Here is a 26,967-nt window from a genome sequence, read left to right on the forward strand (position 1 = left end):
TTAGCGGACTGACTTTGCCTGTGCCAAAAGACTGTTTCGGCCGTTACCGAATGAAGTAGATGGTCGCGAAGAGCGCGATCCAGACGATATCGACGAAGTGCCAGTAGTACGAGACGACGATGGCGGCGGTGGCCTGTGCCGGGGTGAACTTGCTGAGCCGCGTACGGAGCAACAAGATCACGAAGGCAACGAGGCCGCCGATCACGTGCAGGCCGTGGAAGCCCGTCGTGATGTAGAAGACCGAACCGTAGGCACTCGACGAGAGCGTGGTGCCCTCGTGGACCATGTGGTAGTACTCGTAGCCCTGTCCGGCGACGAAGAACGCGCCCATGAACAGGGTGATGGTGTACCACCGTCGGAGACCGAAGACGTCGCCCCGCTCGGCGGCAAAGACGCCGAGCTGACATGTCACCGAGGAGAGAATCAGCACGGCGGTCACGGGGATCGCCAGTGTCAGATTGAGCTCGGTGGGCTCCATCGGCCAATTGCCGTAGTTTCCGGCCCTTGCCACGAAATACATCGCGAACAATCCGGCAAAGAACATCAGCTCGCTCGAAAGCCACACAATGGTGCCAACGCTGACCATGTTCGGTCGGTTCAGCGAGTGCACGCGCTGGGTGATAGCTGATCCTGTGGGTGCTGCAGCGCTAGTCACCAGAGAAGTATGACGGTTCGTAGTAAGCCCTGACTACTCGGGTCCGGATTTTTTTCAACCCCGATGCGGCGACGCTGGTAGTGGGGCTGAAACGGTTCGACGCGGCGTGTCCGCGATGTTGTTCAGGGCCACCTGAGAGGCTGGTGGGGTGGCACGTGATGTGAACGGCAATCCGATCGAGGTCCCCCGCTGGCGGCGACTGAGAAGTCGTCTCGGGGGCCGGCGAAATACCAACGGGGAGTTGTCGGTCGACGAATCTTCGTTGACGATCACCGCCGAGAGTTTCGATGACGCGGAGGCGGCCTCGAAGACCTTGTCCGACTCACAGTGGCGGGCCGACGAACAGTCTGTCTTGCGGCACCTCTTGGTGGTGTCCGAAGATTCGGTCGAAGCGGTCATCGGGCTGGCCGCGCAGGACCACTATCGACAGGTATCGGTCGACGTTCCGCACTCGGTTGAGATCGGTGCCGGACAGATCGTCGTGGCGTTGGCGCGGGTGCAATTGATCGATGCACTCCACGTGTCACAGGAGCGCTCGCGCATGGTCGGGCTCGCGCAGCGTCACGGTGGCAGGGTCATTGCCTGGCAGGTGCTGCAGCCGCGTTAGGGCTGGAGTTGTTGCAGTGGCGGAAGCAGCCTGCCGGTTTTGTCCCAGCAGGTGCTGCAGCCGCGTTGAGGGTTGGTGTTGTTGCAGTGGCGGAAGCAGCCTGCCGGTTTTGTCCCAGCAGGTGCTGCAGCCGCGTTAGGGGTTGGTTGTTGCAGTGGCGGAAGCCTAGGTGGTCGTCCCGGTTGGGCAGTGGATACTCTTTTCGCGTGACCCACTCCGATGCGCAGGCCCGCAGCTGGCCGCAGGTACTTGGAGTCCTGGCCGATGGCCGGGACCTGACCACTGACGGCGCCGAGTGGGCGATGAACGAGATCATGTCGGACAACGCGACGCCGGCGCAGATTGCCGCATTCGGTGTGGCCCTGAAGATCAAGGGGCCGGTCGCCGCCGAATTGCGGGGTCTCGCCGATGCCATGCTCAGTCACTCGACGGTGGTCCCGACGTCCGTTGCCTGTGTCGACATCGTCGGCACCGGTGGTGATCGCTCGAATACTGTGAACATCTCGACGATGACGTCTGTTGTCGTCGCAGCTGCCGGTGTGCCGGTGGTCAAGCACGGCAACCGGGCGGCGACCTCGAAGAGTGGTGGCGCCGATGTGCTGGAGGCGCTGGGTGTGAACATTGCGCTGACGGCCGACGGCGTCAGTCGGTGTGTTGCCGAAGCCGGTATCGGATTCTGTTTTGCCCCGGTCTTCCATCCGGCGTTGCGTTTCGCCGCCGCGCCGCGCAAGGAGATCGGCATTCCAACGGTCTTCAATGTGCTGGGCCCGCTGACCAATCCGGCACGTCCGACGAGCGGGCTGGTCGGTTGCGCCTTCGTCGATCTGGCGCCGGTGCTGGCACAGACCTTCATGGAGCGTGGCGACTCGGTACTCGTGGTCCGCGGCGACGACGGTCTCGACGAGTTCACAACGACGTCGACGTCAACGGTGTGGCAGGCATTCGGCGGTTCGGTGCGCAAACAGACGGTGGACCCGACGACGCTCGGGTTGGCCCGGGTCGAACTGTCGGCGCTGCAGGGTGGGGACGCCGAGCACAACGCGACGGTCGCGCGGGAGGTCTTCGCCGGCCGGACGGGGCCCGTCCGGGATGCGGTGCTGCTCAACGCTGCCGGCGCACTGACCGCGTACCGTCCGCAACCGGACGTCGATCTGCACGAGCAGTTGGGTCAGCACATGGCCGTGGCTGCGGCAGCAATCGATTCGGGCGCTGCCGCAGCACTGCTGGCCGAGTGGGTCCGCGTCAGTAACGCCTGACCCACTCGTCGGCCCAGGTCACGTGCTGATGGCCGGATCACTCGCCGATGGAGAAGCCCGCGTCGACGTCGGCGCTCGAATAGCTCTTGAACGCGATGTGGGTTGCGGTGTGTTTGACCCCGGGGAGCCTGCTGATGGATTCGGTGACCACGTCGGCGATCTTCTCGTGGTCGCGGACGCGGACTTTTGCGATCAGATCGACGTCCCCTGCGCACGAGTAGACCTCGGTGACGCCGGGGATGTCGGCGACCGCCTGTGCGGTTTCGGGGATTTGGTGGACATCGGTCTGAATCAGGACGATCGCGGTAATCATGGATTCAGACTAGTGCCGGATCAACTCTGATCGATGTCGATGGTGCGATGTGCCGAACCGACGAGTTCGCGCCACTGTGCCCACCGTCCGGCGCCGTGTCGGGGTAGGCTGAATCCGCTTGTGGCGCAAACGATTCGAACGCCGGGGCTGGTGAGCCACCGGAAGACGAGGGCGGCTTCCTCCGGTGCGGCGCCGCAGAGTGGTCCGGTTGTGGGGATCACCGTCTCGGCCGAGGCGGCGAGCAACTCGACCACCGGCATCGGGGGCACCCCGCGGACCGCGACCCCGGCGCTGGCCAGGCGTCCATGACGGATGACGGCAAGGTCCCATCCGCCGCGTCCGTCGGGTGCGGCGGCGACGAGTTCGGAGATCCTGGCCAATGCGGCGAGGCGCTGGCAGCGTTCGAGATGGGCGATGAGTTGATCGAGGCGATCGCGCAGGCGGGCGGCGTTCTCGAACAGTTCTGCCTCGGACAAGGTGGTCAGGCGATCCAGTGCGGCCAGGACAGGCGCATCGCTGCGTCCGGAGAACAGATCGGCCACCGCGTGCGCCCGCACGCCGTAGGAGTCGGCATCCACCGATTCGGCGGTCGCGCCATGGCAGCCGCCGACGATCCGCCGGCCGTCGGGCCCGACCTCACATTGATGCAGCCCGCCCGCGCGCAGCGGAGTGCGGCAGGTGCGCAGTTCGCAGAGCTCGGAGACGAGATCGGCGATGTCGTAGGCGACGGTGCGTGATCGGACCGGACCCAGGGCCACCGGGGTGGGTGTGCGGCTCACCTTCAGTCGCGGGAACGCCTCGTCGGTGAGGCAGAGCCACCAACCACGGTGCGGGAACTTGGACCGGCGGTTGTATGGCGGGGCATGGGCGCCGAGCAGGCGCAGTTCCCGGACCCCGGCCTCGATGCGGTGCGCACATTGCACATGGTCGACGCGGGTGGCCAGATCTACCATCTCCCGGATGCGGGTGCGGGTCTCCGAGCCGGTGAAGTAGCTGCGCACGCGCCGCCGCAGATCGACCGCGGTACCGATATACAGGACTTCGTCCGACGGGCCGCGGAAAAGATAGACACCGGGCTCGGCCGGTAGGTGATCGGACAGGACTCTCTTACTGCGGGTGGCTGCCGAGATCCCGGGGAGATAGTCGCGCAGTTCTCTATATGTATGGACGCCCTGGTTGCCCACCCGCTCGAACAGGCGGTGCAGTACCTCCACGGTGGCGCGGGCGTCGTCGAGTGCCCGGTGGGTGGGGCGGGTCTGTACGGCGAACAATGCGGCGAGGGCGGAGAGTTTCACCGTGGGCGCCTCGTCGCGGGTCAACACCCGTCGGGCGAGCTTCACGGTGCACAGCACCCGGTGGAAGTTCCACGGATGACCGAGGTCGGCGGCGGCGGCGCGAAGGAAGCCGACGTCGAATCGTGCGTTGTGCGCCACGATCACCGAATCCTGCGCGAACTCCAGGAATGCCGGCAGCACCTGATCGATGGTGGGTGCCCGGTAGACCATCGCTTCGGTGATCCCGGTCAACCGGACGATGTGCGGGGGTATGCCGCGCTGGGGATCGACGAGCGTCGCAAAATCGCCGAGTATCTCGCCGCCGCGGATCTTCACCGCACCGATCTCGGTGATGCGATCGTCGGTGGGACTGCCGCCGGTGGTCTCGAGGTCGACCACCACAAATGTCGTCTCCCGCAGAGGTAGATCGTCCGGATGCGCCAGAGTCGGGTCATCGAACGACATCTGAGCCCCAACGGCCTCATCAACACCAATCACAACACTCACATCGCGAACACTAGTTCGAGCCTCTGACAACGCGGCGATGTTTCCGGCCGCCGGGGCCGGGGTACAAGATCCGAGATGTCTTGTCGGACGGTGCCGCTAGCGTCGCGATCGATGTAACAAAAGCCGGCTCATCTCGCCTCCGGGTAAACCCCGAGGGCCCCTGAGATCGAGATGAGAGGCCCAATGAGACGGAGATCACATTGCTCATCGAATGCAGCACCTGCCCGGGTCGTCCAGTTGAGTGTGACGGCTGCATGATGACGGTTTTCATGGGACCCGTAGGGGTCCGGAGCAGCGAGGATGCGGAAGTTCGCTGTGATGAATTCGTTATTGATCACGAGGCCCGCCTCGAGGACGCGGTGGCGATGTTCCGCGCCGCGGGCATGCTCGAGAAGTCTGACACTCACGATCATCGCGTAGGTCCCGCCGCAGGTAGGGGCCACTTTTTGGGGCAGAATCAGCCCCAGTTGTGGGCTGTGTAACACGACACGCCGGAGGGCCTCTGTCGTCCTTCCGGTGGACATTCGCCGCCACGGTTTCGTAACCTTTCTGAGACCTTACGAAAGCGTTCACTCCAACCGGAGCGAATCGTGAGGTCGCCGCTTAATCACCAACACGGTGAACCGGGGAACCATCTGGTGCAGACCACAAATCCGCATCCGGGGTGAATCCCATCGAACCCTGAGGTCTCAACGACTTTGCGGGTTCACCGGGTAGGGCCATCTTCCGGCCCGAATCCGACAGCTAACTCGGTCAGCGGATAGGGAAGAAACAAGGAGATCTCGCTTCGTGGCGAAACATCGTTTGAACAAAGAAAGCCGTGGTGCCAAGAGTGCCCGCGGTGCACTCATTGCCGGTTCGATCACACTCGGCACCCTGGGTATCGCCGCAGCGCCTGCCTTTGCCGCACCGGTGACAGTTCCCGGTGTCGGAACTTTCGACATCCCGGGTGTGACCCCGGAAATGATTCCGAATGAGCTGAAGCCGGAGAACCTCTTCCCCGGCGTCGCCGCTGCACCCGCACCCGTCAAGGCTGCCGGTCAGGTCGCTGCGGACGCCGCAGTCAGCAAGATCGGTTCGCCGTACGTCTACGGTGCAGCCGGCCCCAGTGCTTTCGATTGCTCGGGTCTCGTCTACTGGTCGCATCAGCAGGCCGGTCAGACCATTCCTCGTGACAGCTACGGCCAGCTCGGCGGAGGCACCAGCGTCAGCGCTGCGAACGCCCTGCCCGGCGACGTCGTGATCTACAACGGTGGCGGCCACGCCGGCATCTACGTCGGTGGCGGTGAAGTTGTGCACTCTTCCACCGAGGGTGTGCCCGTCGCACGTATGGCTCTGGACGGCATGTCGATCGTGGACATCCGCCGCTACTGAGCAACAAGAACTGAACAAGCCATTGGGCGGGTCCGCATCCTTGCGGTCCCGCCCGACGGCATCCGGCCACCTGTGCGGCAGTGGGGTCTGGCGATTCACATCGCCGGCCCATGCGCGCTGTGTAGCCTGGCCGGGTTGGTCAATTGCAGTGCAAGGGGATTGGTCGGCGGGTGACCGTCGTCGACCAGAGTTGTGAACGTCGGTTAACGAGGAGTTGTCAAAGTCGTGGTGCGTGAGGGATATGCCGCCGTGATGCGGACTGCCGTTGCCGGTGTGGTCGTGGCGCTGGCGGTCACGCTGGGCGCTGGTGCGCAGGCAAGTGCCGAGCCCGCTCCGCAGAGCCCGGACGTGATGCTCGCCGACTACACCAAGCTTGGGCGTGAAGCCGAGCAGGCCACCGAGGCGATCCATACGGCCACCATCGAACTGGGTAAGCAGCGCGAAGCCGTTGCGACCGCGACCAAGGACACGGAAGCGGCCGTGGCCACGCTCGCGGAACTCGACAAGCAGGCCGAAGATTTGCAGGGCGCGGTCGATGCGCTCGTCACCGCCAGTTACAAGGGCGCACGGGTCAACCGCCTCTATGCAGTGTTGGTCAGTGATTCGCCGCAGTCACTACTCGATCAGATGGCCGGCCTGGAGATGATCTCGCGCCAGACCGTCGAGGACGTCAAGAAGTTCACGACCACCAAGTCCAAGGCGGAGAAGGCGGAGAAGGCCGCGGCTGATGCCAAGCTCAAGGCCGAAGCCGCTGTCGCCACCGCAGAGAAGACCAGTGCCGACCTGCAGGCCCAGCAGAGTGAGCGGGTCTTCAAGGCGACCGAGATCCGGGCGATGTACCAGGCACTCACCGGCAAGCAACTCGCCGAACTCGCCGGTGCCAACGTCGACTTCGACCCGAAGCTGCTGCCCGCGGGCACCGCTCCTGAGGTGGTCGCGGTTCGTGCGGCGATGACCCGGATCGGTGATCCGTACGTCTGGGGCGCCACCGGCCCCGACCAGTTCGACTGCTCCGGACTGATGGTCTGGGCATACAAGCAGGCCGGTAAGACGTTGCCGCGGTCGAGCCAGGCCCAACTGGCAGGCGGAACCGAGGTCTCCCGCGACGACATGCGGCCAGGCGACCTGATCATCTACTACCCCGACGCAACCCACGTGGGTATGTACGTCGGCAACGGGTATGTGATCCACGCGTCCACCTTCGGTGTGCCCGTGGCGGTTGTCCCGGTCGACAAGGGCGGCCCGTTCAACTCTGCCCGTCGGTACTGACCATCGCGGTGCGCAAGCGGCTCGCTGCCCTCGCTTCACGGACCCGCCGGATCATCTGGGTGGTCGTTGCTGTGGTGCTCGTCGCCGTGGTGTCGGTCGCGGCCACCGTCATTTCCCGTGACGGGTCCCAGGATTCGGTATCAGAGCCCGCCGCGCCCGCTGCGCGCCCGGCGAATCCGTACGAGCAGGCGCGGACGCTCGGGGTCACACTGACCCTGCAGGCCTATACCGATGCATTGCGTGATGCCGAGCCGGCCGCGGCGCTGGCGCAACTCGACCCGTCCGCCGACCTCGCCCTGCGCACCCAGACCGAGCTCAGTGCTGCCGGTGTCGGCGATCTGCCGTTGACGACCTTCGAGTACCGGCTGGCCGAGCGTCGCGACTTCGAACGGATGGTGCCGGCGCAGATCCAGGACACGCTCGACGCCGCCGGTAGTGTCGATTCCTGGGTGGCACCGGTCCAGCTGCGATATGCGTACGCGGGGATCGACGCGAAGGCCGTTGTGGTCGACATCCCGATGGTGATGGCCCAGTATCCCGACGGCTGGCGAATTGTTGCCGAAGCCGCACCACTGTTCGGCGAGCCCCAAGCGCCCGGTCAGGTGTGGCAGTTCCCGGATCCCGGTTCCCAGGAAGTCGCAACCGATCCAGGTGAGTCGCTGGTGCTCACCAACGGCGGCGACCGCTCATTCGCCGAAGAGATTGCGCGACAGCTTCCGGCCGCGGTCACTGCGGTGAGCCGGTTCTGGGGCACGAAGTGGCCGCAGAGTGTCGGGGTGGTCGCCGCGGCGACCGACGACGAGTTCCGTTCGCTGACCGGGGCAGCTGCCGGCGATGCCGACGCCGCTGCCGCGGTCACGGTCTTCTCCGGGATCGACCGACCGGACGGGGCCGCGCCGACCGCCATCGGCCAGCGCGTGGTGTTCACTCCGCAAGCAGCGCAACTCGATTCCGCCGACCTGGGCGTGGTCTTGCGTCACGAGGTGTTCCACGTGGCGGCGCGCACCGCCACCGCGGGCAGCGCCGCGGTCTGGGTCACCGAGGGCGTCGCGGAGTATGTCGGCCGCAGCGGGACCTACTCGGACCTGTCGCAGGCGGCCCCGGCCTTGGCCGCGGAGATCGCGAGCTCGGGGCCACCGGACGATCTGCCGAGCGACGCCGATTTCTCGCCGAGCAATCCCGATGCGTCGGTGTCGTACCAATCGGCCTGGTCGGTCGCCGCCTTCATCGCCGAGACGTTCGGCGAAGACAAGCTGCGGAACTTTTACGTCGCCTTGGCCGGTGCCGACCAGCCTGTCGACCCCACGCTGGTGGTTGCGGCCCAGGACACCGCGTCGGCAGTGGTGCTCAGGATCTCGCGCGAAGAACTGGTGCGGCAATGGCGCGATTGGCTCACCGCGCAGATACGGTGAGCTGATGCACCGGACCCTGTTGGTCACCAACGACTTTCCACCCCGGCAAGGGGGTATCCAGTCGTACCTGCAGAATCTGGTCGATCGGCTTCCGGCCGGCGACATCGTCGTCTACGCGCCTCGGTGGCGTGGGGACAGTCATATCCGCTTCGATGCCGAACAGCCCTATGAGGTGGTCCGACATCCGACCACGTTGATGTTGCCGACCCCTGTGGTGGCCCATCGGGCCGCCGAGTTGGTTCGCGCGCACCAGGTGGACACCGTGTGGTTCGGTGCGGCAGCGCCACTGGCGACGCTGGCCGGTGCGGTTCGCCGGGCCGGGGCCAATCGGGTGATCGCCAGTACCCACGGTCATGAGGTGGGCTGGTCGATGCTGCCAATCGCCCGCCAGACACTCGGCATGATCGGTCGCAACACCGACGTGATCACCTACGTGAGCAAGTACACGCGGGCCCGCTTCGCCTCCGCATTCGGCCCCCAGGCTGCGCTGGAACATCTGCCGCCCGGTGTCGATGTCGATCGGTTCGCGCCGGACCCGGTTGCGCGCCAGGCATTTAGGGACCGACTCGGATTGGGCGACGCGCCGACCATCCTGTGTCTGTCGCGGCTCGTCCCGCGTAAGGGGCAGGACGTGCTGATTCGGGCACTGCCGCAGGTCCGTGAAGCGATCGAGGGGGCCACCCTGGTGATCGTCGGCGGCGGGCCCGATGCGAAACGACTGCGCGAGCTGGCGGCCGAGACAGGTATGGCCGACCACGTCCTGTTCACCGGCTCGGTCGCGGCGGACGAGTTGGCGAGCTACCACAACATCGCGGATGTTTTTGCGATGCCTGCCCGCACGCGTGGTCGTGGATTGGACGTCGAAGGTCTCGGCATCGTCTATCTCGAGGCGTCGGCGACCGGGGTGCCGGTGATCGCAGGCGACTCGGGCGGAGCACCCGAGACCGTCCGCGAGGGCGAGACCGGGCTGGTGGTGGACGGACGGTCGGTGCCGCAGGTCGCCGAGGCCCTGACAACTGTTCTCGGCAACCCGGAGCTGCGCGAAGCAATGGGTCGTGCCGGGCGCGAGTGGGTGTGTTCCCGCTGGCGATGGGAGCACATGGCAAGCCGTCTGGGGCATCTGCTGTGACCGCACAAGGGCGGCGCTGCGGGGTCAAGGCAGGGTTTGTGGTCGGGTCTGCAAGCCGATATGTGAAGCTATTGCGGTGACCAGCATCCAGGTTGCCGATCAGACATTCATCGCGGCGCCACCCGAGACAGCAACAGCGGTGATTGCCGACCGCGAAAACTGGCGTCGCTGGTGGCCCGACCTGCGATTGACCGTTGTCGAGGATCGGGCGGAGCAGGGCGTGCGCTGGTCCGTGGCCGGCTCATTTGCCGGTACCAGCGAGCTCTGGCTCGAGCCGGTGCTCGATGGCTTTGTGATGCACTACTTTCTGCATGCCGAACCGGCTGGTGAGCTTCCCGCGCAGCCGCGGGCCCGCATGGACGCGGTGGCCGAGCTCAATCACCGGCGACGGGTTGCCGGGCGGGCGATGGCCTTTGAGGTCAAGGACCGGCTCGAGCGGGAGCGTCATGTCGGGGGTCCGGCGGCGGCTCCGACAGTGAGGAAGGCGGGTAGATGACCGATCGCACAGAACAGTCGATCGTGATCAACGCGGACGCCGAGAACATCATGGCGGTGATCGCCGACTTCGAGAAGTACCCGCAATGGGTGTCGGCGGCCCGTGAGGTCGAGGTCGTGAAGTCCGGTGCCGACGGCCGCGCCGAGCACGTGCGGTTCGTCCTCGACGCCGGTGTCCTCAAGGACAGGTACGAGCTGAGCTACGTCTGGTCCGTCGACGGGTATTCGGTCACTTGGGATTTGATCACCAGCGAACTCCAGACCGCCCAGCACGGACGGTATTCGCTTGTGCAGCAGGCGCCCGGCTCGACCAAGGTGACCTACGAGTTGACGGTGGATCTCGCGATCCCGATGATCGGGGCACTCAAACGTCGCGCCGAGAAAGCCATCACCGACGCAGCACTCAAGGAACTCAAGAAAAGGGTCGAAGACTGATCGATCTAGCGCCCATCCACCTCGTCCTGGGACCAGGTGGTACCGGAACGTCGACGGTCGCCGCCGCCGGTGCGGTAGGTGCGCGGCGATCCGGCGGTGGTCGGTCCGAATCGGACCGTCGCGGTAAGACATTGGTCGTGTCACTGGACCGGTTTCATGTCATGTCCGGGATCTTCGGGGTGATTTCTGTTCCGGGCCAAACGGTTCCGGCCTCGCAACAGGTCGACCTCCTGGAACTCGACACGCTTGCCATGCTGGCCGAAACGTGGGGCAAGATCAGGGAGGCGCTGGCCACCGGGGCGTTGACCGGCACCGCGGTGCCCGGTTCCGAAGCGGTGCTGGCAGGCCTGGATCCCGAAGAGATCCTCGGGATGCCCGGGGTGGAGTCGCTTCTCGCGTTGAGACGTATCCGCGACGAGGCGGCCTCTGGCCAGTGGTCACGCGTGGTCGTGGACACATCCGGTGCGACCGACGCGTTCGAACTGTTCCGCGTCCCGCAAATGGTGTCCGACACCATCGAGCGACTCTGGCCCCGTCATCGTCGGCTGGGTGCCGCCACCGACAACACCCGGATCGCGCGTGTGGTCGCGGTACTCGATGCCCTGATCCGCGATTGTTCCGACATCGATGACCTGCTGTTCGATTCGTCGGGTGTCAGCGCCCATCTGGTGGTCGGGGCCGACGACCACGGAGTGCTGGCAGCCCGCCGGTACCAGGCCGTGCTTCAGGTGATGGGTCTGCCGTTGACCTCTGTGCTGGTCAACCGTCTCATGCCGGAAACAGGTGCGACCTCGACATCGGACTGGTTCGCCCGTAAATCCGCCGATCAGAGCGCCTGCGTCGAACAGCTGCGGGAGATCGGTGGCGAGGCCGAATTGATTTGCCTTCCTTGGCTTTCCGAACCCATTGATTCGGTGGTCAGAATGCGTGAGCTCGGGGCGCTACTGGAGGCGCGGCCGATGAGTCCGGTCGGCCCGCGCGCCGCCGACGTGGCCCGGGAGTCGGGCAGCGGTGTCGATTCGGTGTATCGGATGCGGTGGCGGCAGTCGCTGCCCGACCCGTCGGGGCTCCGGTTGGGCCGTAGCGGTGACGACCTGATGGTGACCGTCAGCGGCGTCCGTCAACGGGTCCGCTTGCCCTCGGTGCTACGCCGGTGCGTGGTTCTGGACGCGCATTGGGATGATGGCTTCATGACCGTGCGGTTCCGGCCCGATCCTGATCTGTGGCCGAGTCAGTCTTAGATACGTAAGAATGGCGGGCACCGCAGAATTTCGTGACCGATGAGTCAGTTCCAACCGAGAGAAGGGCCGAGTGGACCAACAGCACGACGGCTCGCCAGACGGATCTCGATCCGGGGGAGACTCGGACGCGTGGCGGGACCTGCTTGTCGGCCTGCTCGAGAAGGTGGACCTCCTTGCGGCGGGCCTGCTCGGAGGTGAGTCCGGACCCCGCGCGCGCGGTGCGGCCGGTGACGCCGCGGGCGCGCCGAGCGACTTCTCCGCTCAGATCCGAACCACGCTGGAGATCATCATCGAAGAGGCCGGTGAGCTGATCTGGCAGATGCTCGGTCAGCTGATCGCGATCCTGGAGGCCATCCAAGAGGCACTCGAACACGTGATGGGTTCGACGCCCGGGTCCGGTACCGCGGGATCGACAGGTGAAGGTGGATGGCGCGAACATCCCTACGAGCCGATCGCCGTGCACTTCGACTCCCCGGACCCCCAAGGTTCCCAGGACGATCCGCCGACGGGCGGCGGGTGAGCGCGGGGGCGTCCGGCCCGATCCGCCTCGGTGGCGCCGTCGGTGGAGAATTGGCGATCGGGATCGACATCGGTGGCACGAGTATCAGGGCTGCGGTGGTCGACGAACTCGGACGGGTCCACGACACGTTCCGTGCACCGACCCCGGGCACCGAAGCCGCCCTTCAGTCCGCACTCGATCGTGCCGTGGCGGAGCTGACGAGCCGGTGGAGCGTGACCGCGGTGGGGTTGGCGGTGGCGGGCTTCCTGACCGCTGATCGACAGACCATTCGTTTCTCGCCGCATCTGCCGTGGCGCGAGGCGCGGGTCGCCGAAGACATGAGCAAGCGGGTCGGGCTACCGGTCTTCCTCGAACACGATGCCAACTCGGCTGCGGTGGCCGAGTATCACTTCGGTGCGGGCCGTGGCCGCAACACCGTGGTGGTCACGATCGGTACCGGCATCGGCGCAGCGTTCCTGATCGACGGAGAAATCTATCGGGGCAGCTTCGGGGTGGCACCCGAACTGGGGCATCTGCGTGTGATGCCCGACGGTCGGCCCTGCTCTTGTGGCAAATACGGGTGCTGGGAAAGATATTGCAGCGGTACGGCTCTGGTGGACACCGTCGTGGAGATGATCGCCGATGGTGGTGACTGGAACAGTCAGCTCGCTCGCGAGATCATGGACGATCCCGGATCCCTGACCGGTCGCCGGATCGCTGCCGCCGCGCACGACGGGGACGCGCTGGCGCTGGCGGCGTTCGCCGATTTCGCGCGCTGGCTGGGGTTGGGGCTGGCAATGGTCTGCGACGTGTTCGATCCAGACCTGGTGGTGATCGCCGGTGGGGTGGGGTCGTCGGCCGGGTTGTATCTCGATGAGGCGCGCGAGCACTATTCGGCGTTGCTCACCGGCGCCGGACATCGTCGCATGGCGCGGATCCGCGGCACGCAGCTCGGAGAGGCCGCGGGGATGATCGGTGCCGCCCAGGTCGCGCGCACCGAGACGGCCGCCATGACGCGTCCCGCATCAGGCTCGTGACGCGTCCCGCATCAGGCTCGTGACGCGTCCCGCATCGGGGCGGTGACGGCGCCCCGGCCGAGTGGGTAAAGTTTGCAGTCGTATTCGGTTTTCGGTAAATAGCGGCGGGGAGTTCGTGGCTCGTCAGAGAGTGGGAAGACATGTGGTACTGGGTCTTCAAATACATCCTGATGGGACCGTTCCTCCGGGTCATCGGACGGCCGAAAGTCGAAGGCCTGGAGAATATTCCAACAAAAGGGCCGGCGATCCTGGCAAGCAATCATCTGGCCGTTGTCGACAGCTTCTACCTCCCGCTGATGGTTCCGCGCCGGATGTACTTCCTGGCCAAGAGTGAGTACTTCACCGGAACCGGCGCCAAGGGTGCCTTCCAACGTTGGTTCTTCACCGCGTCGAGCCAGATCCCGATCGACCGCACCGGGGCCGACGCGGCGTCGGGCGCGCTGTCCGCGGCCAAACGCAAGCTCGATGCCGGCGATCTGATGGCGATGTACCCGGAGGGCACCCGTTCGCCCGACGGTCGTCTCTACAAGGGCAAGACGGGCCTGGCCCGGGTCGCGATGGCGTGTGGTGTGCCGGTGATCCCGGTCGCGATGATCGGTACCAGCGACTTGAATCCGCCCGGGACCACGATGCCGCGTCCCGCGAGGATCACCGTGAAGATCGGTAAGCCGCTCGACTTCAGTCGGTACGAGGGCATGGAAGGCAACCGGTTCATCGAGCGCGCCGTCACCGACGAGATCATGTACGAACTCATGCGACTCGGTGATCAGCAGTACGTGGATGTGTACGCCGCGTCCCTCAAGGACAAGCCTGCCGAGCCGCCCGCCTCCACGTCACCGGCCGCCTGAGTCCGGCGGTGCGATACTTCTACGACTGCGAATTCATCGAGGACGGCCACACCATCGACCTCGTGTCGATCGGCATGGTGGCCGAGGACGGCCGCGAATTTTATGCGGTGTCAACCGAGTTCAACCCGGACAAGGCCGGACCGTGGGTCAGGGCGAATGTGCTTCCCAAGCTGCCGTCACCGGCGTCGAAGGCCTGGCGCGGACGCTCGCGGATCCGCAGTGACCTCTTCGACTTCCTGAACGAGGGCGACGGCACGATCGAGCTCTGGGCCTGGGTGGGTGCCTACGACCACGTGGTTCTCTGTCAGCTCTGGGGTCCGATGACCGCGTTGCCGCGGGAGATGCCGCGGTATACCCGCGAGTTGCGGCAGCACTGGGAACTCAACGGCAGGCCGGAACTGCCCGCCGCACCCAAGGACGCGCACGATGCGCTCGCGGACGCGCGGCACAACCTCAACAAGTGGCTTGCCATCGAGGCCTCGCTGGGTGCACCGCGCGCGTGACCTCGCCGTTCACCTCCTGATCCGAGGGCATTAGGCTGTTGGGGTGGTGAATTGGACCGTAGATGTTCCGTTGAATGAACTTCCCGAGCTTCCGCCGTTGCCCGGCGACCTGGCTGAGCGTTTTGCTGATGCGATCAGCAAGCCGGCGTTGCAGCAGCCGAGCTGGCCCGAGGACAAGGCCCGCGCCATGCGGACCGTCCTGGAGAGCGTGCCCCCGATCTGCCTGCCGAACGAGGTCGAGGAGCTCAAGGCTCAGCTCGCCGAGGTGGCGCTGGGTCGCGCGTTCCTGTTGCAGGGTGGTGACTGCGCCGAGACGTTCGCCGACAACACCGAACCGCACATCAAGGGCAACATCCGCACGTTGCTGCAGATGGCCGTGGTGCTGACCTACGGCGCCAGCCTGCCGGTGGTCAAGGTCGCCCGGATCGCCGGGCAGTACGCCAAACCCCGTTCGTCCGACACCGATGCCCTGGGTCTCTTGTCGTACCGCGGTGACATGGTCAACGGGTTCCTGCCCGACGAGGCGGTGCGAGAGCACGATGCCTCCAGGCTCGTTCGGGCGTATGCCAACGCCAGCGCCGCGATGAACCTGGTCCGGGCACTGTCCGGCGCCGGTCATGCCGACCTGCATCGGGTGCACGATTGGAACCAGGAGTTCGTCCGCACCTCACCGGCCGGTGCCCGCTACGAGGCACTCGCCTCGGAGATCGACCGTGGCCTCAAGTTCATGGATGCCTGTGGTGTGCGCGACTCGAATCTGGAGTCGGCGAACATCTACGCCTCACATGAGGCGCTGGTGCTCGACTATGAGCGCGCCCTGCTGCGTCTTGCCGACGATCCGGAGGATCCAGAGGGCGGCAAGTTGCTCTACGACCTCTCGGCACACTTCCTCTGGATCGGGGAGCGCACCCGCCAGCTCGACGGCGCACACATCGCCTTTGCCGAGTTGCTATCGAATCCGATCGGCCTGAAAATCGGTCCGGGCACCACGCCGGAACAGGCCGTCGAATACGTCAAGCGTCTCGACCCGCACAACGTGCCCGGTCGTCTGACCCTGGTCGCGCGGATGGGCAACTCCAAGGTGCGCGAGGTGCTGCCGCCGATCGTCGCCGCCGTCGAGGCCACCGGACACAAGGTCATCTGGCAGTGCGATCCGATGCACGGCAACACCCACGAGGCGAGCACGGGATACAAGACCCGTCACTTCGACCGCATCGTCGACGAGGTGCAGGGATTCTTCGAGGTTCACCACGCGCTGGGCACTCACCCGGGTGGTATCCACATCGAGCTGACCGGTGAAGATGTCACCGAATGCCTCGGTGGTGCCCAGGACATCTCCGATCTGGATCTGTCCGGACGCTACGAAACCGCTTGTGATCCAAGGCTGAACACCCAGCAGTCGCTGGAACTGGCCTTCCTGGTCGCGGAGATGCTCCGAGGCTGATCCGTTCCGGACCCAGCCGTACAGGTTCTCCGACCACGCACCGGCAACACATGCGTAGGTGGAGAGCCTGTACGGATCGGGTCTGTTCGAGAGCGACGTCGGTCAGGGTATCGATGTGATCTCGACGGTGGAGCCCGTCTTGACCCGGTTTCCGCCGCCTGGGCTCTGACTGACCACAATCGAGATGTTCGAGCCGGTCAGACCGCGACTGTTCACGTCGAGTCCGGCCTCGGAGAGCTTCTTCTTGGCGGTGCCGACGGTGTCCCCGGTGACATCGGGTACCGAGACCGCATCGGAGATGAAGATCTTCACCACCGGATTGCGTGGATCCACGCGCGCACCGAATGCCGGGCTGGCCGTTGTGATGGTGCCTGCCTTCGCTTTTCCATCGGTGGACGTTCCGCCGTCCTCGGCGATCAGACCAGCATCTTGCAGGGTCCGGCGGGCGTCGGCGGGCGTCTTGCCGGACACATCCGGCACGGTGATCGCGTCCGAGACCACCAGCGTGATCGTGCTGCCGGGCTCTGCCAGCGTTCCGGCCGCAGGTTCGGTGCCGATCACGTCGCCGCCGTTGATGTCCGGGCTGAAGCGGGTGGTCACCGAACCGGGTTTGAGTTTGGCGCCCTTGATGAGCTTGGTGGCCTCGGCCTGATCCCGCCCGGATACGTCCGGGACCGAAACCGGTTCGGGGCCACGGCTTGTCGTGATCTGCACGGTACTGCCCACCGGGACTGTCGTTCCCGAGTTGGGGGTCAGCGACACCACCGAACCTTTGGGAGCGGTGGCGCTGTACTGCTGACGGGTCACCTCGGGCACCAGCGTGTGTTCACGCAGCACCCCTTCGGCCTCGGGGAGCGAGGTCCCGGAACCGACATCGGGAACCTTCGGCTGACCGACCGAATAGGCAAGTGTCACATCAGAAAATCGGCTGACGCGGGTGCCCGGGGCGGGTTCGACCGACATCACCTCGTCGACCGGGATCTCGTTGTGGAATGTCGGGTCGTCCACCACGCCGAGCCCGGCGTCCTCGATGGCCTCGGTCGCGGCAACACGATCCATGCCGTTCGTATCCGGGACGGTGGCGAATCGGCCCGAACCCAGCCACCAACCGCCAACACCGAGTAGTGCGGCGATCAGCACGACGACCAACATCCAGATCAGGGTGGTGCGGCGGGATTTGCGGCGACGTTCCGCGTAGTCGGCGGCATGTGGAGCGAGCACCGCCGACGTCGGATGGTGCTCGGGCGGTTGCCCCTGATCGGCCGGTGGCTGGCCGGGTGGGGTCTGAGCGGGCGCTCGGGTGTCGGGTGGCAACGTCTGGACGCGGGTGGGATTGCGGCCGGCGGGGGGTTGCGCGGGCGGGGCCGCCGCCCGGATCGGGTCGGTCCTGTCGGGATCGGCGGGCTGCGTCATCTTCCGGTCGCGGAAGGCGACCATCGTGTCCCGTTCGGCGGATCGGGTCGGGGCGGGCACGGTGAACGGCGGCAGTTCCAGGTCGGCGGCGATCTCATCGAGGACCTCGCGCATGTGAAAGCCGTCGCGGTAGCGGTCCTGCGGGTTGCGGGCCGTCGCGGTGAGCACGAACTCGTCGAACTCGGGTGGGACGCCTGCGATGAGTGAACTCGGTGGCGGCACGTCGTTGTTGAGTCGCTGGTACGCCAATCCCAGGGCGGTATCGCCGCTGAACGGCGTTTTGCCGGTGAGCATTTCGAAGACGAGGATGCCGGTCGAGTAGACATCGGAGCGGGCATCGGCAGAGGCCGTCTCGACCTGTTCGGGGGAGAGGTAGGCCGCGGTGCCCAGGATGACGCTGTTGGACGTGATACCCGCTGCGGCGATCGCCCGGACCAGTCCGAAATCGACAACCTTGACTTCGCCCTCGTCGGAGATCAGGACATTCTCGGGCTTGACGTCGCGGTGGACGAGGCCGGCGCGGTGGGCCACGCCCAGAGCGCTCAGGACCGGTGCCGTCACCGCGTTGACGGCATGCGGCGGCATCGGCCCGCGTTCACGCAGCAGTTCCCGGAGAGTGCCACCCTCCACGAGTTCCATCACCAAAAAGGCGTAGTCACCGTCGGCGCCCTGGTCGTACACCGGAACCAGGCCCGGATCCTTCAGTCGGGCCACCGACCGGGCCTCGAACTCGAGACGGGCCAGGAACTGGGGGTCGGCCGAGAAGCGGGGGTCCATCACCTTGACGGCAACGGGCCGGTCCAGTCGCAGGTCCATACCGAGATAGACGCTGGACATGCCGCCGCGGGCGATGAGCGCATCGATGCGGTATCTGCGCTCCAGGAGCGCACCCAAAAGCACGTCGGAGGGAGCGTTCACCGTGTCGAAGCCTTTCGTGATGGGGGTGGAAATTCAGGTGGAGATGTCGAACCGAGTCCACATTAGCGATGTGGGATCGAGAATCGGTCACGGCGCGGTCGAGCAGAGCAGCGCGGGCCGGGATTCGACGGTTTGACCACTCGCTCGGTACCCTCTTGACCGTGGGTTCCGTACCGCTTTCTCCAGACACTCTTCCTGCCGACGTCGACGTCCTGTCGGTCTCTCAGGTTTCCTCCCGAATGGGCTTTTCCAACAGCAAAGTCCTCAACATGATCACCGCGCATCAGCTCCTCGCGGTTCGCCGCGACGGACAGGTCGCGGTACCGGAGTTGTTCTTCGATGGTTCCGACATCGTCAAACACCTCTCCGGACTGATCGAAGTCCTGTTCGACGGTGGTTTCAGCCGCGACGAGATCATGCGGTGGATGTTCACCGTCCAAGAAGACCTTGGCATCACGCCGGCAGAGGCACTGCACGGGCACTCGGCTCGCGAGATGATCCGCCGCGCGCAGGCCGAAGCCTTCTGACGTAGGTACCGCGCCTGTCTAGGGCGAGTTTCGCGCTCCGTTGAGTACTTCGATCGCGGTGTTGTTGCGGGCGAGTGTGACGCGCAATGTGTCGAGTTGCCCGTCGATGGGCATTTGGCCGAGCATCACGGGTGAATCCATCGGGTATGGACATCGGCGGACGATGTGGCGAGGACAAAAATCCACGGTTCGTCGAGATCGACGTGCTCGAGCAGTACGGGTGTCCATCCTGTTCGGGCCAGAACGTCGTGTACTTCGGATTGGCTCCAGTCAGCGAATTGCCGGGGTGAGCCGAGCTTTGCGGTGTTCCGGGCTGATCCGCTGCCCGTCCTGATCGTGCACGCGAGTAGTCCGTCGGGTGCGATCGCGGATTGCGCTCGCCGCAGGACGTTCTCGAACTCGTCCCGGGTCAGGTGCAGCAAGGCGGTGGTGGCCAGGATTGCGTCGTAGGGGCCGCCGAATGCATCACTGCGAATGTCGAGGACATCGGCGTGGTGACCATCTGCACGCATCATGTCGACGAAAGCCGGTGCGGCGTCGGTGCGACGCACACGCAGATACTTGCTCTCGAGGTACTTCGCAGCCCACCCGGTGCCGCTGCCGAGTTCCAATACGAACCCGCCGGACCCCACTTCATCGGCGACCCGATCGAGATACGCCGTCAGATGCTCACCGAGCGGTGGCGTGTTGTCCACACAGGACTGCGCTGCTGCTTGATGACTGGCCAACGTCACGTCGCCGTCGGGTTTCATGCTCACCTTCGTTTTTGTTGCGGTCATCGGATTTTTGCCTGACGGACCATCATGTTGTTCTCGATCGAGAATCCGCATCGGGTGTCCAGTGGGATGGGACCGACCAGACCAATCCGTGCCATGACTCGCCGGAGTATTCGTGCGTGAAGTCGCGGAGGGGTTGTCTTGTCAGTCCGAGGCGTTCCATGACCGCTTGTGATCGGGTGTTGTCGGGTGCCGTGTAGGTGAGGATTTCCCGGATCCCCCGCACACGACGTGCGTGATGCAATGCTGCACGGGCGCTTTCGGTGGCGTAGCCGTTTCCCCATAATTCTGTGAAGAATCTCCAGCCCACCTCGAAGTGTCGGCCCAGTGGGTGGTCGCTCGCCATGCGTGGCATCACACCGCAATAGCCGATCAGGTGGCCGTCTGAGCTTTCCACGGCCCACCGGGAGATGTGGTGCCGGCGCTGGGCATCGATGTACCGGTCGAACTTCTCATCGCTGTCGGCCCGGTCGATCGGGCCGCCGAGGTCGGCCATTGCCGTCGGGTCGGCGTGGAGTTCGGCAAACGGACCGCGATGCGCGGGCTGCCATGTACGCAGAACCAGCCGTGCGGTCACGATCGAACAGGAATCGTCGGCGTTCACGTCGTCACCGCGCACGGGGGTTACTCCACCTCCTTGCGGTCGAGGGTCATCGTCATGAAGGTGCTGTTCGGGTCGTCGGTTGGATAGGCCCCAAACGAGCCGCACTCGCTGAATCCTGTTCGCACGTAGAGCGCCCGAGCCGGCGCGAAGAAGTCCATACTGCCGGTTTCGAGTGAGAGCCTGTGGATTCCGCGGGCGGTGGCGTCGGCGAGCGCGTGATCGAGGAGCGCCCTGCCGACTCCGGAACCGCGGCGGTGTGGTGAGGTCCGCATACTCTTGAGCTCCTCATGTCCGGCCGAAACCCGGCCCAGTCCAACGGTTCCGACCAATTCGGCGTCGATGTATGCGACCCAGAGCCTGAATCCCGGCGATGTCTTCATGGCAGCGATCGACAGAGCATGCTGACTCTCGTCGGGTGCGGTGGGGGCGATGTCGTCGAGATGTGCCTGCAGGAACTCCTGTAAGACCGGATCGTCGAAGTCTGCCGGTTCGATCCTCAGTATGTCGTTCATTCGCGAACCTTCACTCGAGGCCTCGGTGGAACGTCCAACCGAGGACGACCTTCTGGCATTTCGTACTCCTACGTGGGTTGGGGCGAAGCCATCTATCGCCCGGTCTGGCCGTCGAGCTGCTCGCGGATGATGTCCAGGTGACCTGCGTGGCGTCCGGTCTCCTCGATCATGTGCGTCAGCGCCCAACGCATCGAGGGCGCCGATTTTCGACCGGGGGCGATCGGTGCGGGTTGGGCAAGGTCGGTGTAGGTGGCGATGACTGCGTTGGCTTGCACGGTGGCGTCGCGGTACGCCTCGATGATCGAATCGACTGTGTCCGAATCTGTTGCGGTGAACGTGGACTTCCAGTTCGTGACCTTCAGTTCGAGAAAGATCGCTCGTTCGACGTAGGTGAGGTGACGCAGAAGACCGATCAGGTTCGTGCCGCTCGGCACCGCCGGTGCCCGGGCTGCCGTCTCGGAAACCCCGAGGAGTTTCGAGGCCGCGGACACGCGCAGATAGTCCAGAAAGCCCACCAGCACTTCCTTTTCGGATGAACCGGTGCGGGGTGGCGGAGTGTCTGTGGCCACTTCAGTTCCTCTCCGTGCGCGAAATGGGGTTGGACGACATTGTGCCCGGCGGGTCTGACATGGTCCGGCCATTCTCGGAAGCGCTGGTCGGGAGCGTCCATCCTTCGAGGCCAACGACTGGATCGAGGGAGCGGCCGACGCCGAGGTCGATCTGGGTTGAGATCGTCAGCGCCGACGCGTGAGTGCTGCGGCGATGTGGGTCAGTCGTTTGCGCCGGGGGACCCGGACTCTTTGGGTCAGTACGCGATAGTCGCTTGCCTCGACCTCGTCGAGAATGGCCCGGTACATGGTGAACGCCGCGCGGATTCCGGGACGGCTGGCCGGCGTCAGGTGATCTATGCCGGGTTCGGCGAGGTGGTATTCGGCGCGGGTCATCGCGATCAGATGAGCCAGGGCCCGGCGTAATTCGGGTGGGACCTGTCCGGTCCGACGGCACCGGCGCAGCATCGACTCGTCGACGCCGAATGCAGCGAGTTCGTCGGTGGGGAGATAGATCCGGTTGCGGTCGAGATCCTCGCCGAGATCGCGGATGAAGTTTGTCAGCTGGAATGCGTCTCCGAGCGAACGAGCTGATTCGGTCGCCTCCGACACCGGGCCAACCGTCCCCAGGATCGGGAGCAACTCGAGGCCGATCACGCCGGCCGACCCGTACATGTAGTCCCGGAGTTGCCCCATGCTCCGGTATCGGCTGACGTGAAGTGGGCTCTCGGGCAGGTCCATTCGCATCGAGCGCAGGAAAGCCGCGAAGTAGTGGTGGTCGATCGAGTAGGTGGTCGCGGTATCGGCGACTGCCAGCACTTCCGGTAGGTCCGGCCGGTATGCCGGGTCGGCAAGGGCCGAGGCGAGATCGGATTCGATCGCATCGAGGCGGGTGAGACGATCTGGTCCCGTGTCGTTGTCGACGATGTCGTCGACCATCCGTGCAAATCCGTACAGCGCGTACACACCGTTGCGCTTGTCTTTCGAAAGCAGTTGGGTACCGGCGTAATACGTGCGGCCGTGAACTTTGGCCAACTGTCGGCAGTGTTCGTACGCGGCGCCGAGATCTTCGGTCATGACACGTCTTCGGTGGCACCGGTGGTGGGGGCCGGTGCCGGTTTCCCTCGGATCAATCGGCGTAATCGAAGCGGATCGACCCGGACAAAAGACCACCCGGCCAATCCTGACAACACGAGCGCCAGCAGGACGTCGGGGAGTTCATACATGTAGATCTCGTCGGTGGGGCCGAACACCTGCAATAGGAACACCGAGAACACGATGATCGCCACGATGGCTCGCCTGTCGATCGCGAAGGCCGCGGCCAGAACCAGCGCCCAGGTGTAATACCAGGGCAGCGTGGACGGTTCGAGCAGCAGGACGGCGAACATCGCCCACGCCATGCCCTTGACCGCGTCGCGCTCGGATCTGCGGAACCACAGCCACAGACCCACCAGCGTCAGCGCCATGATGACCGATCCCACAGTGCGGACCACATCGAGCACCGGTAGTAGCGGCAGCGCCGTGAAAGGTGAAGCGGCGAAGGTGATCAGATGAGCCACCGCGGTGGGGATCGTCAGCCAGTTGATGATCTTGTCAGCCCAGGTCAACCCGAGCAGCCAGCCGAATCCATGACCGACGACCAGCGTCAAGGCACCGAAGATCACCGCACCGAGCCCGATGATCCAGGCCAGCACCCGGACCACATCGCTCGCCCGCACCGGTCGCTCGGCGCGGATGTGTGCCAGCCAGATCCACAGGACAAACGGAATCGCCACACCCGCGGTGATCTTGATCGCGGTGGCCAGCGCCAGCACACTCATCCCGGCGACATGGCGGCCCTCGACCACCAGCGTGACGCCCGCAATCAGCACACCCATCATCAGCAGTTCGACGTGCGGGCCGCCGACCAGATGGATCAGGACCATCGGATTGAGGAGCACGATCCAGATGGCCATCGACGGATTGGCGCCGAAACGGCGGGCCAGCCTGGGCAGTGCCCACAGCGTCAACAGCAGGCCGGGCAGCAAGACCAGACGCATCACCAGGACTCCGGCAACCGGACTATCGCCGGTCATCTCCGTCACCGCGCGGGCAACGGTCATGAAGCCGGGGCCGTAGGGCGCGGTGGTGGTCGCCCAGACCTGCGCCATCGAATCGACCAGCGGCCCCGGATTGACCGCGGGACCGTCGGAGTAGGGATTGAAGCCATCGCGCAGCAGTGCCCCCTGCGCGAGATAGGCGTAGACGTCGCGACTGTAGAGCGGTATCGCGATCAGCAGGGGAGCAGACCAGGCCACCGACGCCCAGCCGATGGCCGATGCGGGTTGCTCGCCGCTCTTCTGAGCGTTACCGGTCTTCTGGGCGTGCAGCGTGCGTCCTATCCGCACCCACGCGATCACCATCAACGCAACGCCGAGCCAAAAAGCGATGGTGCTCAGGGTTCTCCCGTGGCCGTAGTACATCCACGACAGGTGCATGCTCTGCAGCGAGGTGTTGTTGCGGGGGATGTCACCGACACCGAAACTGCCGATGGTGACCAGTACCGAACCGATGAATCCGAGCACCACGTGGCGCCCGATCTCGGTGGCACAGAATTTGCGCACCGCTCGAATCGAGAAGCCTTGCCGCCACCGACCGGCGACGGTGACCGGCGCAGGGGTGGTGGCGGGTACGGACATCTCGATGATCCTAGTGCCCCGAGTCACCGGTGATTCGGGCTGCGGCCAGTCGACCCGAGACCAACACCGGCGGGATGCCGACGCCGGGCACCGTCGAGCTGCCGGCCAGCACCACGTTGTCGGTTCCACGGACGAGGTTGGGAGTCCGCAGTGGTCCGGTCTGCCCGGTGGTGTGGGCTGCGGCGAAGAGTGTGCCCGCTGCCATCCCCTTGGCAGCCCACGTGCCGGGGTCGTCGATCTTGACGACCTCGAAGTTCTCCCGGATGCCGTGGTAGCCCCGCGTCTCGAGGACGGCGAGCACTTCGTCCACGTACGGCCTCGACAGTTCGCGCCACGGCAGCGGTGCAGAATCCAGATTGGGGCAGGGGGCGAGCACCGTCACGGATTCGCCTGCTGCGGTGATCGAGTGGGCGGGGTCGGAGATCGCGGGACGGTTGATGAGCAGCGACGGGTCACTCATGAGTCGGCCCCGGCCCGAGCGGGCGGTCAGTTCACGGAAGGTCTGCGACCACGCCGCGCCGAAGTCCAGCGTGTGATGCCCGCCCGGCCACTGTGCCGTGACGGACGTGGGAACCACGCCGTGTGCGACCACTGCGCTCGGCGAGTAGACGACCTTGCGACGATGTCGACGGGGCTTGTCTCCGAGTAGTCCGCGGGTGACCGGTGTGTCGGTGGTGAAGATGACGGCGTCGCAGGGCCAACGGCGGCCGTCGATGCCCGTGATGGCGCTCACCCGGTTGTCGTCCCACTCGACACCTTCGGCGGCGGCGCCGAATTCGACGCGACCACCGGCCTCGATCAGTGCGGTGACCATCTCCTGCGCAACCCGGCCCATCCCGCCGCGCGGATAGTAGACACCCATGCTGATGTCCATGTGTGCGATGACCGCGTACACCGCGCGGGCCCGCTCCGGCGGTACCCCGGCATAGAGTGCCTGAAAGGTGAAGGAGCGCAACAGTCGTTCGTCCCTGATGAAACGTCCCACCGTCGACGAGAGGTTGCCCAGTGCGCCCAGGCGCACCAATTGTGCTGCGGCGGTCCGGGTTGTCCGGTCTCGGGCGATCGAGACGGGCGAATCGAAGTTGCGGTCGATGAAGCGGTCGAACTCGGCGTCGTACAGCCGGGCCAGCCAGTCGTTGAGGCGTCGGTAGCCGTGAGACGCTTCGGCGCCGAAGGTTTCGGCGATGGCTGCGGCCAGTTTGTCGACGTCGCGATGCATCTGAAGTTCGGTGCCGTCCGCGTACCGCATGTGATAGGTCGGGTCGACGTCGATCAGATCCAGACGCCGCGCCGCGTCGTCACGATTGATACCCACCGCGGCCAGCGGTGCATGGACGAGTTCGGGCATCGTGAGAATTGTTGCGCCGGTATCAAATCGGTTGATACCGATCGTCTCGGTTGCGACCCGGCCGCCGGGTAGATCGGCGGCCTCGAGCACCGTCACCTCTCGGCCCGCCCCGCGTAGATACAGGGCTGCGGTCAGACCCGACAACCCGGCGCCGACAACAACGATCCGGTCGCTCCTGCCTGAGGTGGTGCGCGCCATCAGTACTGGCGACGGGTCATGGCGGTTGCCAGGTCGATCAGGTCGGCCTTGGCTGAGGCGGTCGCGGTGCTCGCGGTCAAGGTGGTCAGCGCGCTGGTCACCAGATCCTCGATCTGCTGTTCCACCTCGGCGACGGCACCGCTGGCGGTGATGATCTGCAGTGTCTGGGCCAGTTCGTCGGCGTCGAGTGCGCGTCCGACCCGCTCACGCAGTACGCCTGCCGCCTCCGGGTCGTGGGCGTCGAGATGGCCAAGGGCAGCCGACAACAGTGCGGTCCGCTTGCCGGCGATGATGTCGTCACCTGCCGGCTTGCCCGTGATCGACGGATCACCGAACACACCGAGCAGATCATCACGAAGCTGGAAGGCGACACCGATGTCGGTGCCGAATGAACGCAACGACTCGATCAGGCCGGGGTCGGCGCCACCGATGGCAGCGCCGAGATGCAGTGGGCGTTCGACCGTGTAGGCGGCGGTCTTGAACCGCATGACGCGATAGGCGGCCTCCGGCGTTTCGTCACCGGAGGCCTCGGTGGCGATGTCGAGAAACTGCCCGCCGAGGACCTCGGTGCGCATACCCCGCCAAATCGCCGACACCGACCGATGGATCTGGGCATCGAACCCGGCTTCGGCGATCAGGTCATCGGCCCAGGCCAGGGCCAGATCTCCGAGGAGGATGGCAACGCCTTCGCCGTAGTCGGCGGCATCACCACGCCAACCGGCCTCGCGATGACGGGTCTCGAACTCGCGGTGGATCGTCGGGAACCCCCGACGCGTGTCGGAGCGATCGATGATGTCGTCGTGGATCAGCGCGCAGGCCTGCATCAGTTCCAGCGCGGCGCAGACCGACAACAGTCGGTCGGGATCGGTACGGGCAGGCCCGGCGGCCAGGTAGCCGGCCCAGGCGAACGTCGGTCGGACACGTTTGCCGCCGCGGAGTACAAAAGCAGACAGTGCGTCCACCGCATCGCAGAATCCCGGACCGATGTCGGCTGCCGTGGATGCGCGGTCTGCAAAAACCCGCTGCAAGAGGTCGGTGGTCGCGGCGGGAACGTCGGTCACAGACTGGATTGCCACGTCAACCACACTACGGTGGGATGTGGCGGCGGCAGGCAGGCGGTCGTCGCCGGCCGCCACCTCTATACTTG

The 26,967-nt window shown here is 65.3% G+C and carries 27 protein-coding genes and 1 riboswitch; of the genes, 15 read left to right on the forward strand and 12 right to left on the reverse strand.

Going from position 1 to position 26,967, the window contains the following annotated elements; translation table 11 throughout:
* Positions 1-43 precede the first annotated feature (43 nt).
* On the reverse strand, positions 44-655 hold the full coding sequence (gene ctaE / locus AC1D75_RS12545; protein WP_495515526.1) for an aa3-type cytochrome oxidase subunit III: 612 nt from the start codon (positions 653-655) through the stop codon (positions 44-46).
* 148 nt (positions 656-803) lie between these two features.
* Here ctaE and AC1D75_RS12550 point away from each other — a divergent pair, with 148 nt between their 5' ends.
* Together AC1D75_RS12550 and trpD are read left to right on the forward strand one after the other, a co-directional pair.
* Positions 804-1,262 carry a hypothetical protein gene (locus tag AC1D75_RS12550; RefSeq protein ID WP_495515527.1) on the forward strand — a complete coding sequence of 153 codons (459 nt, stop codon included), beginning with the start codon at positions 804-806 and terminating at the stop codon, positions 1,260-1,262.
* A 206-nt stretch (positions 1,263-1,468) separates the two neighbouring features.
* Entirely contained in the window at positions 1,469-2,518 is a 1,050-nt protein-coding gene (gene trpD / locus AC1D75_RS12555; RefSeq protein WP_495515528.1) for an anthranilate phosphoribosyltransferase, read from the forward strand.
* Between the two features lie 37 nt (positions 2,519-2,555).
* Here trpD and AC1D75_RS12560 read toward each other — a convergent pair whose 3' ends face one another.
* Together AC1D75_RS12560 and AC1D75_RS12565 are read right to left on the reverse strand one after the other, a co-directional pair.
* Complete coding sequence (locus tag AC1D75_RS12560; protein ID WP_495515529.1) at positions 2,556-2,831, reverse strand: Lrp/AsnC family transcriptional regulator; 276 nt, start codon at positions 2,829-2,831, stop codon at positions 2,556-2,558.
* Between the two features lie 20 nt (positions 2,832-2,851).
* Positions 2,852-4,603, reverse strand: coding sequence for a DEDD exonuclease domain-containing protein (locus tag AC1D75_RS12565; RefSeq protein WP_495516063.1), 1,752 nt, complete (start codon positions 4,601-4,603; stop codon positions 2,852-2,854).
* A 599-nt stretch (positions 4,604-5,202) separates the two neighbouring features.
* A riboswitch (cyclic di-AMP (ydaO/yuaA leader) is annotated at positions 5,203-5,386 on the forward strand.
* Between the two features lie 15 nt (positions 5,387-5,401).
* Between AC1D75_RS12565 and AC1D75_RS12570 the strand changes: the two genes are divergently transcribed.
* From AC1D75_RS12570 to AC1D75_RS12625, 12 genes are all read left to right on the forward strand, one after another.
* On the forward strand, positions 5,402-5,986 hold the full coding sequence (locus AC1D75_RS12570) for a C40 family peptidase (protein WP_495515530.1): 585 nt from the start codon (positions 5,402-5,404) through the stop codon (positions 5,984-5,986).
* A 252-nt stretch (positions 5,987-6,238) separates the two neighbouring features.
* Positions 6,239-7,255, forward strand: a complete 1,017-nt coding sequence (locus AC1D75_RS12575; RefSeq protein ID WP_495516064.1) for a C40 family peptidase — start codon at positions 6,239-6,241, stop codon at positions 7,253-7,255.
* 8 nt (positions 7,256-7,263) lie between these two features.
* Positions 7,264-8,667 carry a hypothetical protein gene (locus AC1D75_RS12580; RefSeq protein WP_495515531.1) on the forward strand — a complete coding sequence of 468 codons (1,404 nt, stop codon included), beginning with the start codon at positions 7,264-7,266 and terminating at the stop codon, positions 8,665-8,667.
* 4 nt (positions 8,668-8,671) lie between these two features.
* Entirely contained in the window at positions 8,672-9,796 is a 1,125-nt protein-coding gene (locus AC1D75_RS12585; RefSeq protein WP_495515532.1) for a glycosyltransferase family 4 protein, read from the forward strand.
* 76 nt (positions 9,797-9,872) lie between these two features.
* On the forward strand, positions 9,873-10,292 hold the full coding sequence (locus tag AC1D75_RS12590) for an SRPBCC family protein (RefSeq protein ID WP_495515533.1): 420 nt from the start codon (positions 9,873-9,875) through the stop codon (positions 10,290-10,292).
* The gene (locus AC1D75_RS12595) at positions 10,289-10,726 is read left to right on the forward strand and encodes an SRPBCC family protein (RefSeq protein WP_495515534.1); all 438 of its coding nucleotides are present in this window, start codon (positions 10,289-10,291) and stop codon (positions 10,724-10,726) included. Before AC1D75_RS12590 ends, AC1D75_RS12595 begins: the two co-directional genes overlap by 4 nt.
* 26 nt (positions 10,727-10,752) lie before the next feature.
* Positions 10,753-11,967 carry an ArsA family ATPase gene (locus tag AC1D75_RS12600; protein WP_495516065.1) on the forward strand — a complete coding sequence of 405 codons (1,215 nt, stop codon included), beginning with the start codon at positions 10,753-10,755 and terminating at the stop codon, positions 11,965-11,967.
* A 70-nt stretch (positions 11,968-12,037) separates the two neighbouring features.
* Positions 12,038-12,487 (forward strand): hypothetical protein, encoded by a 450-nt coding sequence (locus AC1D75_RS12605; RefSeq protein ID WP_495515535.1) that lies wholly within the window; start codon positions 12,038-12,040, stop codon positions 12,485-12,487.
* Entirely contained in the window at positions 12,484-13,503 is a 1,020-nt protein-coding gene (locus tag AC1D75_RS12610) for an ROK family protein (protein ID WP_495515536.1), read from the forward strand. The genes AC1D75_RS12605 and AC1D75_RS12610 overlap by 4 nt, the downstream gene beginning before the upstream one ends.
* A gap of 140 nt (positions 13,504-13,643) precedes the next feature.
* Entirely contained in the window at positions 13,644-14,351 is a 708-nt protein-coding gene (locus AC1D75_RS12615) for a lysophospholipid acyltransferase family protein (RefSeq protein ID WP_495515537.1), read from the forward strand.
* A gap of 8 nt (positions 14,352-14,359) precedes the next feature.
* A complete protein-coding gene (locus AC1D75_RS12620) occupies positions 14,360-14,854 on the forward strand; it encodes a polyadenylate-specific 3'-exoribonuclease AS (RefSeq protein WP_495515538.1) in 495 nt (164 codons plus the stop codon).
* A gap of 43 nt (positions 14,855-14,897) precedes the next feature.
* Positions 14,898-16,298 carry a class II 3-deoxy-7-phosphoheptulonate synthase gene (locus AC1D75_RS12625; protein ID WP_495515539.1) on the forward strand — a complete coding sequence of 467 codons (1,401 nt, stop codon included), beginning with the start codon at positions 14,898-14,900 and terminating at the stop codon, positions 16,296-16,298.
* Positions 16,299-16,400: 102 nt separating this feature from the next.
* Here the strand turns inward: AC1D75_RS12625 and pknB are convergent, their stop codons facing one another.
* Positions 16,401-18,629: a Stk1 family PASTA domain-containing Ser/Thr kinase gene (gene pknB, locus AC1D75_RS12630; RefSeq protein WP_495515540.1), complete on the reverse strand. Its 2,229-nt coding sequence runs from the start codon at positions 18,627-18,629 to the stop codon at positions 16,401-16,403.
* 161 nt (positions 18,630-18,790) lie between these two features.
* Between pknB and AC1D75_RS12635 the strand changes: the two genes are divergently transcribed.
* The gene (locus tag AC1D75_RS12635; RefSeq protein ID WP_495515541.1) at positions 18,791-19,156 is read left to right on the forward strand and encodes an Rv2175c family DNA-binding protein; all 366 of its coding nucleotides are present in this window, start codon (positions 18,791-18,793) and stop codon (positions 19,154-19,156) included.
* Positions 19,157-19,281: 125 nt separating this feature from the next.
* Here AC1D75_RS12635 and AC1D75_RS12640 read toward each other — a convergent pair whose 3' ends face one another.
* The 8 genes from AC1D75_RS12640 to AC1D75_RS12675 form a co-directional block, all read right to left on the reverse strand.
* Positions 19,282-19,935 carry a class I SAM-dependent DNA methyltransferase gene (locus tag AC1D75_RS12640; RefSeq protein ID WP_495515542.1) on the reverse strand — a complete coding sequence of 218 codons (654 nt, stop codon included), beginning with the start codon at positions 19,933-19,935 and terminating at the stop codon, positions 19,282-19,284.
* 22 nt (positions 19,936-19,957) lie between these two features.
* Entirely contained in the window at positions 19,958-20,551 is a 594-nt protein-coding gene (locus AC1D75_RS12645) for a GNAT family N-acetyltransferase (protein WP_495515543.1), read from the reverse strand.
* A gap of 5 nt (positions 20,552-20,556) precedes the next feature.
* The gene (locus AC1D75_RS12650; RefSeq protein WP_495515544.1) at positions 20,557-21,048 is read right to left on the reverse strand and encodes a GNAT family N-acetyltransferase; all 492 of its coding nucleotides are present in this window, start codon (positions 21,046-21,048) and stop codon (positions 20,557-20,559) included.
* A gap of 92 nt (positions 21,049-21,140) precedes the next feature.
* A complete protein-coding gene (locus AC1D75_RS12655; RefSeq protein ID WP_495515545.1) occupies positions 21,141-21,617 on the reverse strand; it encodes a DinB family protein in 477 nt (158 codons plus the stop codon).
* A gap of 165 nt (positions 21,618-21,782) precedes the next feature.
* Positions 21,783-22,673, reverse strand: coding sequence for a phytoene/squalene synthase family protein (locus AC1D75_RS12660; RefSeq protein WP_495515546.1), 891 nt, complete (start codon positions 22,671-22,673; stop codon positions 21,783-21,785).
* On the reverse strand, positions 22,670-24,274 hold the full coding sequence (locus tag AC1D75_RS12665; protein WP_495515547.1) for an alpha-(1->6)-mannopyranosyltransferase A: 1,605 nt from the start codon (positions 24,272-24,274) through the stop codon (positions 22,670-22,672). The genes AC1D75_RS12660 and AC1D75_RS12665 overlap by 4 nt, the downstream gene beginning before the upstream one ends.
* 10 nt (positions 24,275-24,284) lie before the next feature.
* Positions 24,285-25,820 carry a phytoene desaturase family protein gene (gene crtI, locus AC1D75_RS12670; RefSeq protein WP_495515548.1) on the reverse strand — a complete coding sequence of 512 codons (1,536 nt, stop codon included), beginning with the start codon at positions 25,818-25,820 and terminating at the stop codon, positions 24,285-24,287.
* Entirely contained in the window at positions 25,820-26,935 is a 1,116-nt protein-coding gene (locus tag AC1D75_RS12675) for a polyprenyl synthetase family protein (RefSeq protein ID WP_495516066.1), read from the reverse strand. Before AC1D75_RS12675 ends, crtI begins: the two co-directional genes overlap by 1 nt.
* Positions 26,936-26,967: the final 32 nt, after the last annotated feature.

The organism is Williamsia sp. Y712 (assembly GCF_059445525.1).

Excerpts from the sequence above, each read along its gene's own strand:
- AC1D75_RS12560 (WP_495515529.1), bottom strand. The coding sequence starts at position 2,831 with ATGATTACCGCGATCGTCCTGATTCAGACCGATGTCCACCAAATCCCC.
- AC1D75_RS12575 (WP_495516064.1), top strand. The coding sequence starts at position 6,239 with ATGCGGACTGCCGTTGCCGGTGTGGTCGTGGCGCTGGCGGTCACGCTG.
- AC1D75_RS12585 (WP_495515532.1), top strand. The coding sequence starts at position 8,672 with ATGCACCGGACCCTGTTGGTCACCAACGACTTTCCACCCCGGCAAGGG.
- AC1D75_RS12595 (WP_495515534.1), top strand. The coding sequence starts at position 10,289 with ATGACCGATCGCACAGAACAGTCGATCGTGATCAACGCGGACGCCGAG.
- AC1D75_RS12615 (WP_495515537.1), top strand. The coding sequence starts at position 13,644 with ATGTGGTACTGGGTCTTCAAATACATCCTGATGGGACCGTTCCTCCGG.
- AC1D75_RS12640 (WP_495515542.1), bottom strand. The coding sequence starts at position 19,935 with ATGACCGCAACAAAAACGAAGGTGAGCATGAAACCCGACGGCGACGTG.
- AC1D75_RS12650 (WP_495515544.1), bottom strand. The coding sequence starts at position 21,048 with ATGAACGACATACTGAGGATCGAACCGGCAGACTTCGACGATCCGGTC.
- AC1D75_RS12660 (WP_495515546.1), bottom strand. The coding sequence starts at position 22,673 with ATGACCGAAGATCTCGGCGCCGCGTACGAACACTGCCGACAGTTGGCC.
- AC1D75_RS12665 (WP_495515547.1), bottom strand. The coding sequence starts at position 24,274 with ATGTCCGTACCCGCCACCACCCCTGCGCCGGTCACCGTCGCCGGTCGG.
- crtI (WP_495515548.1), bottom strand. The coding sequence starts at position 25,820 with ATGGCGCGCACCACCTCAGGCAGGAGCGACCGGATCGTTGTTGTCGGC.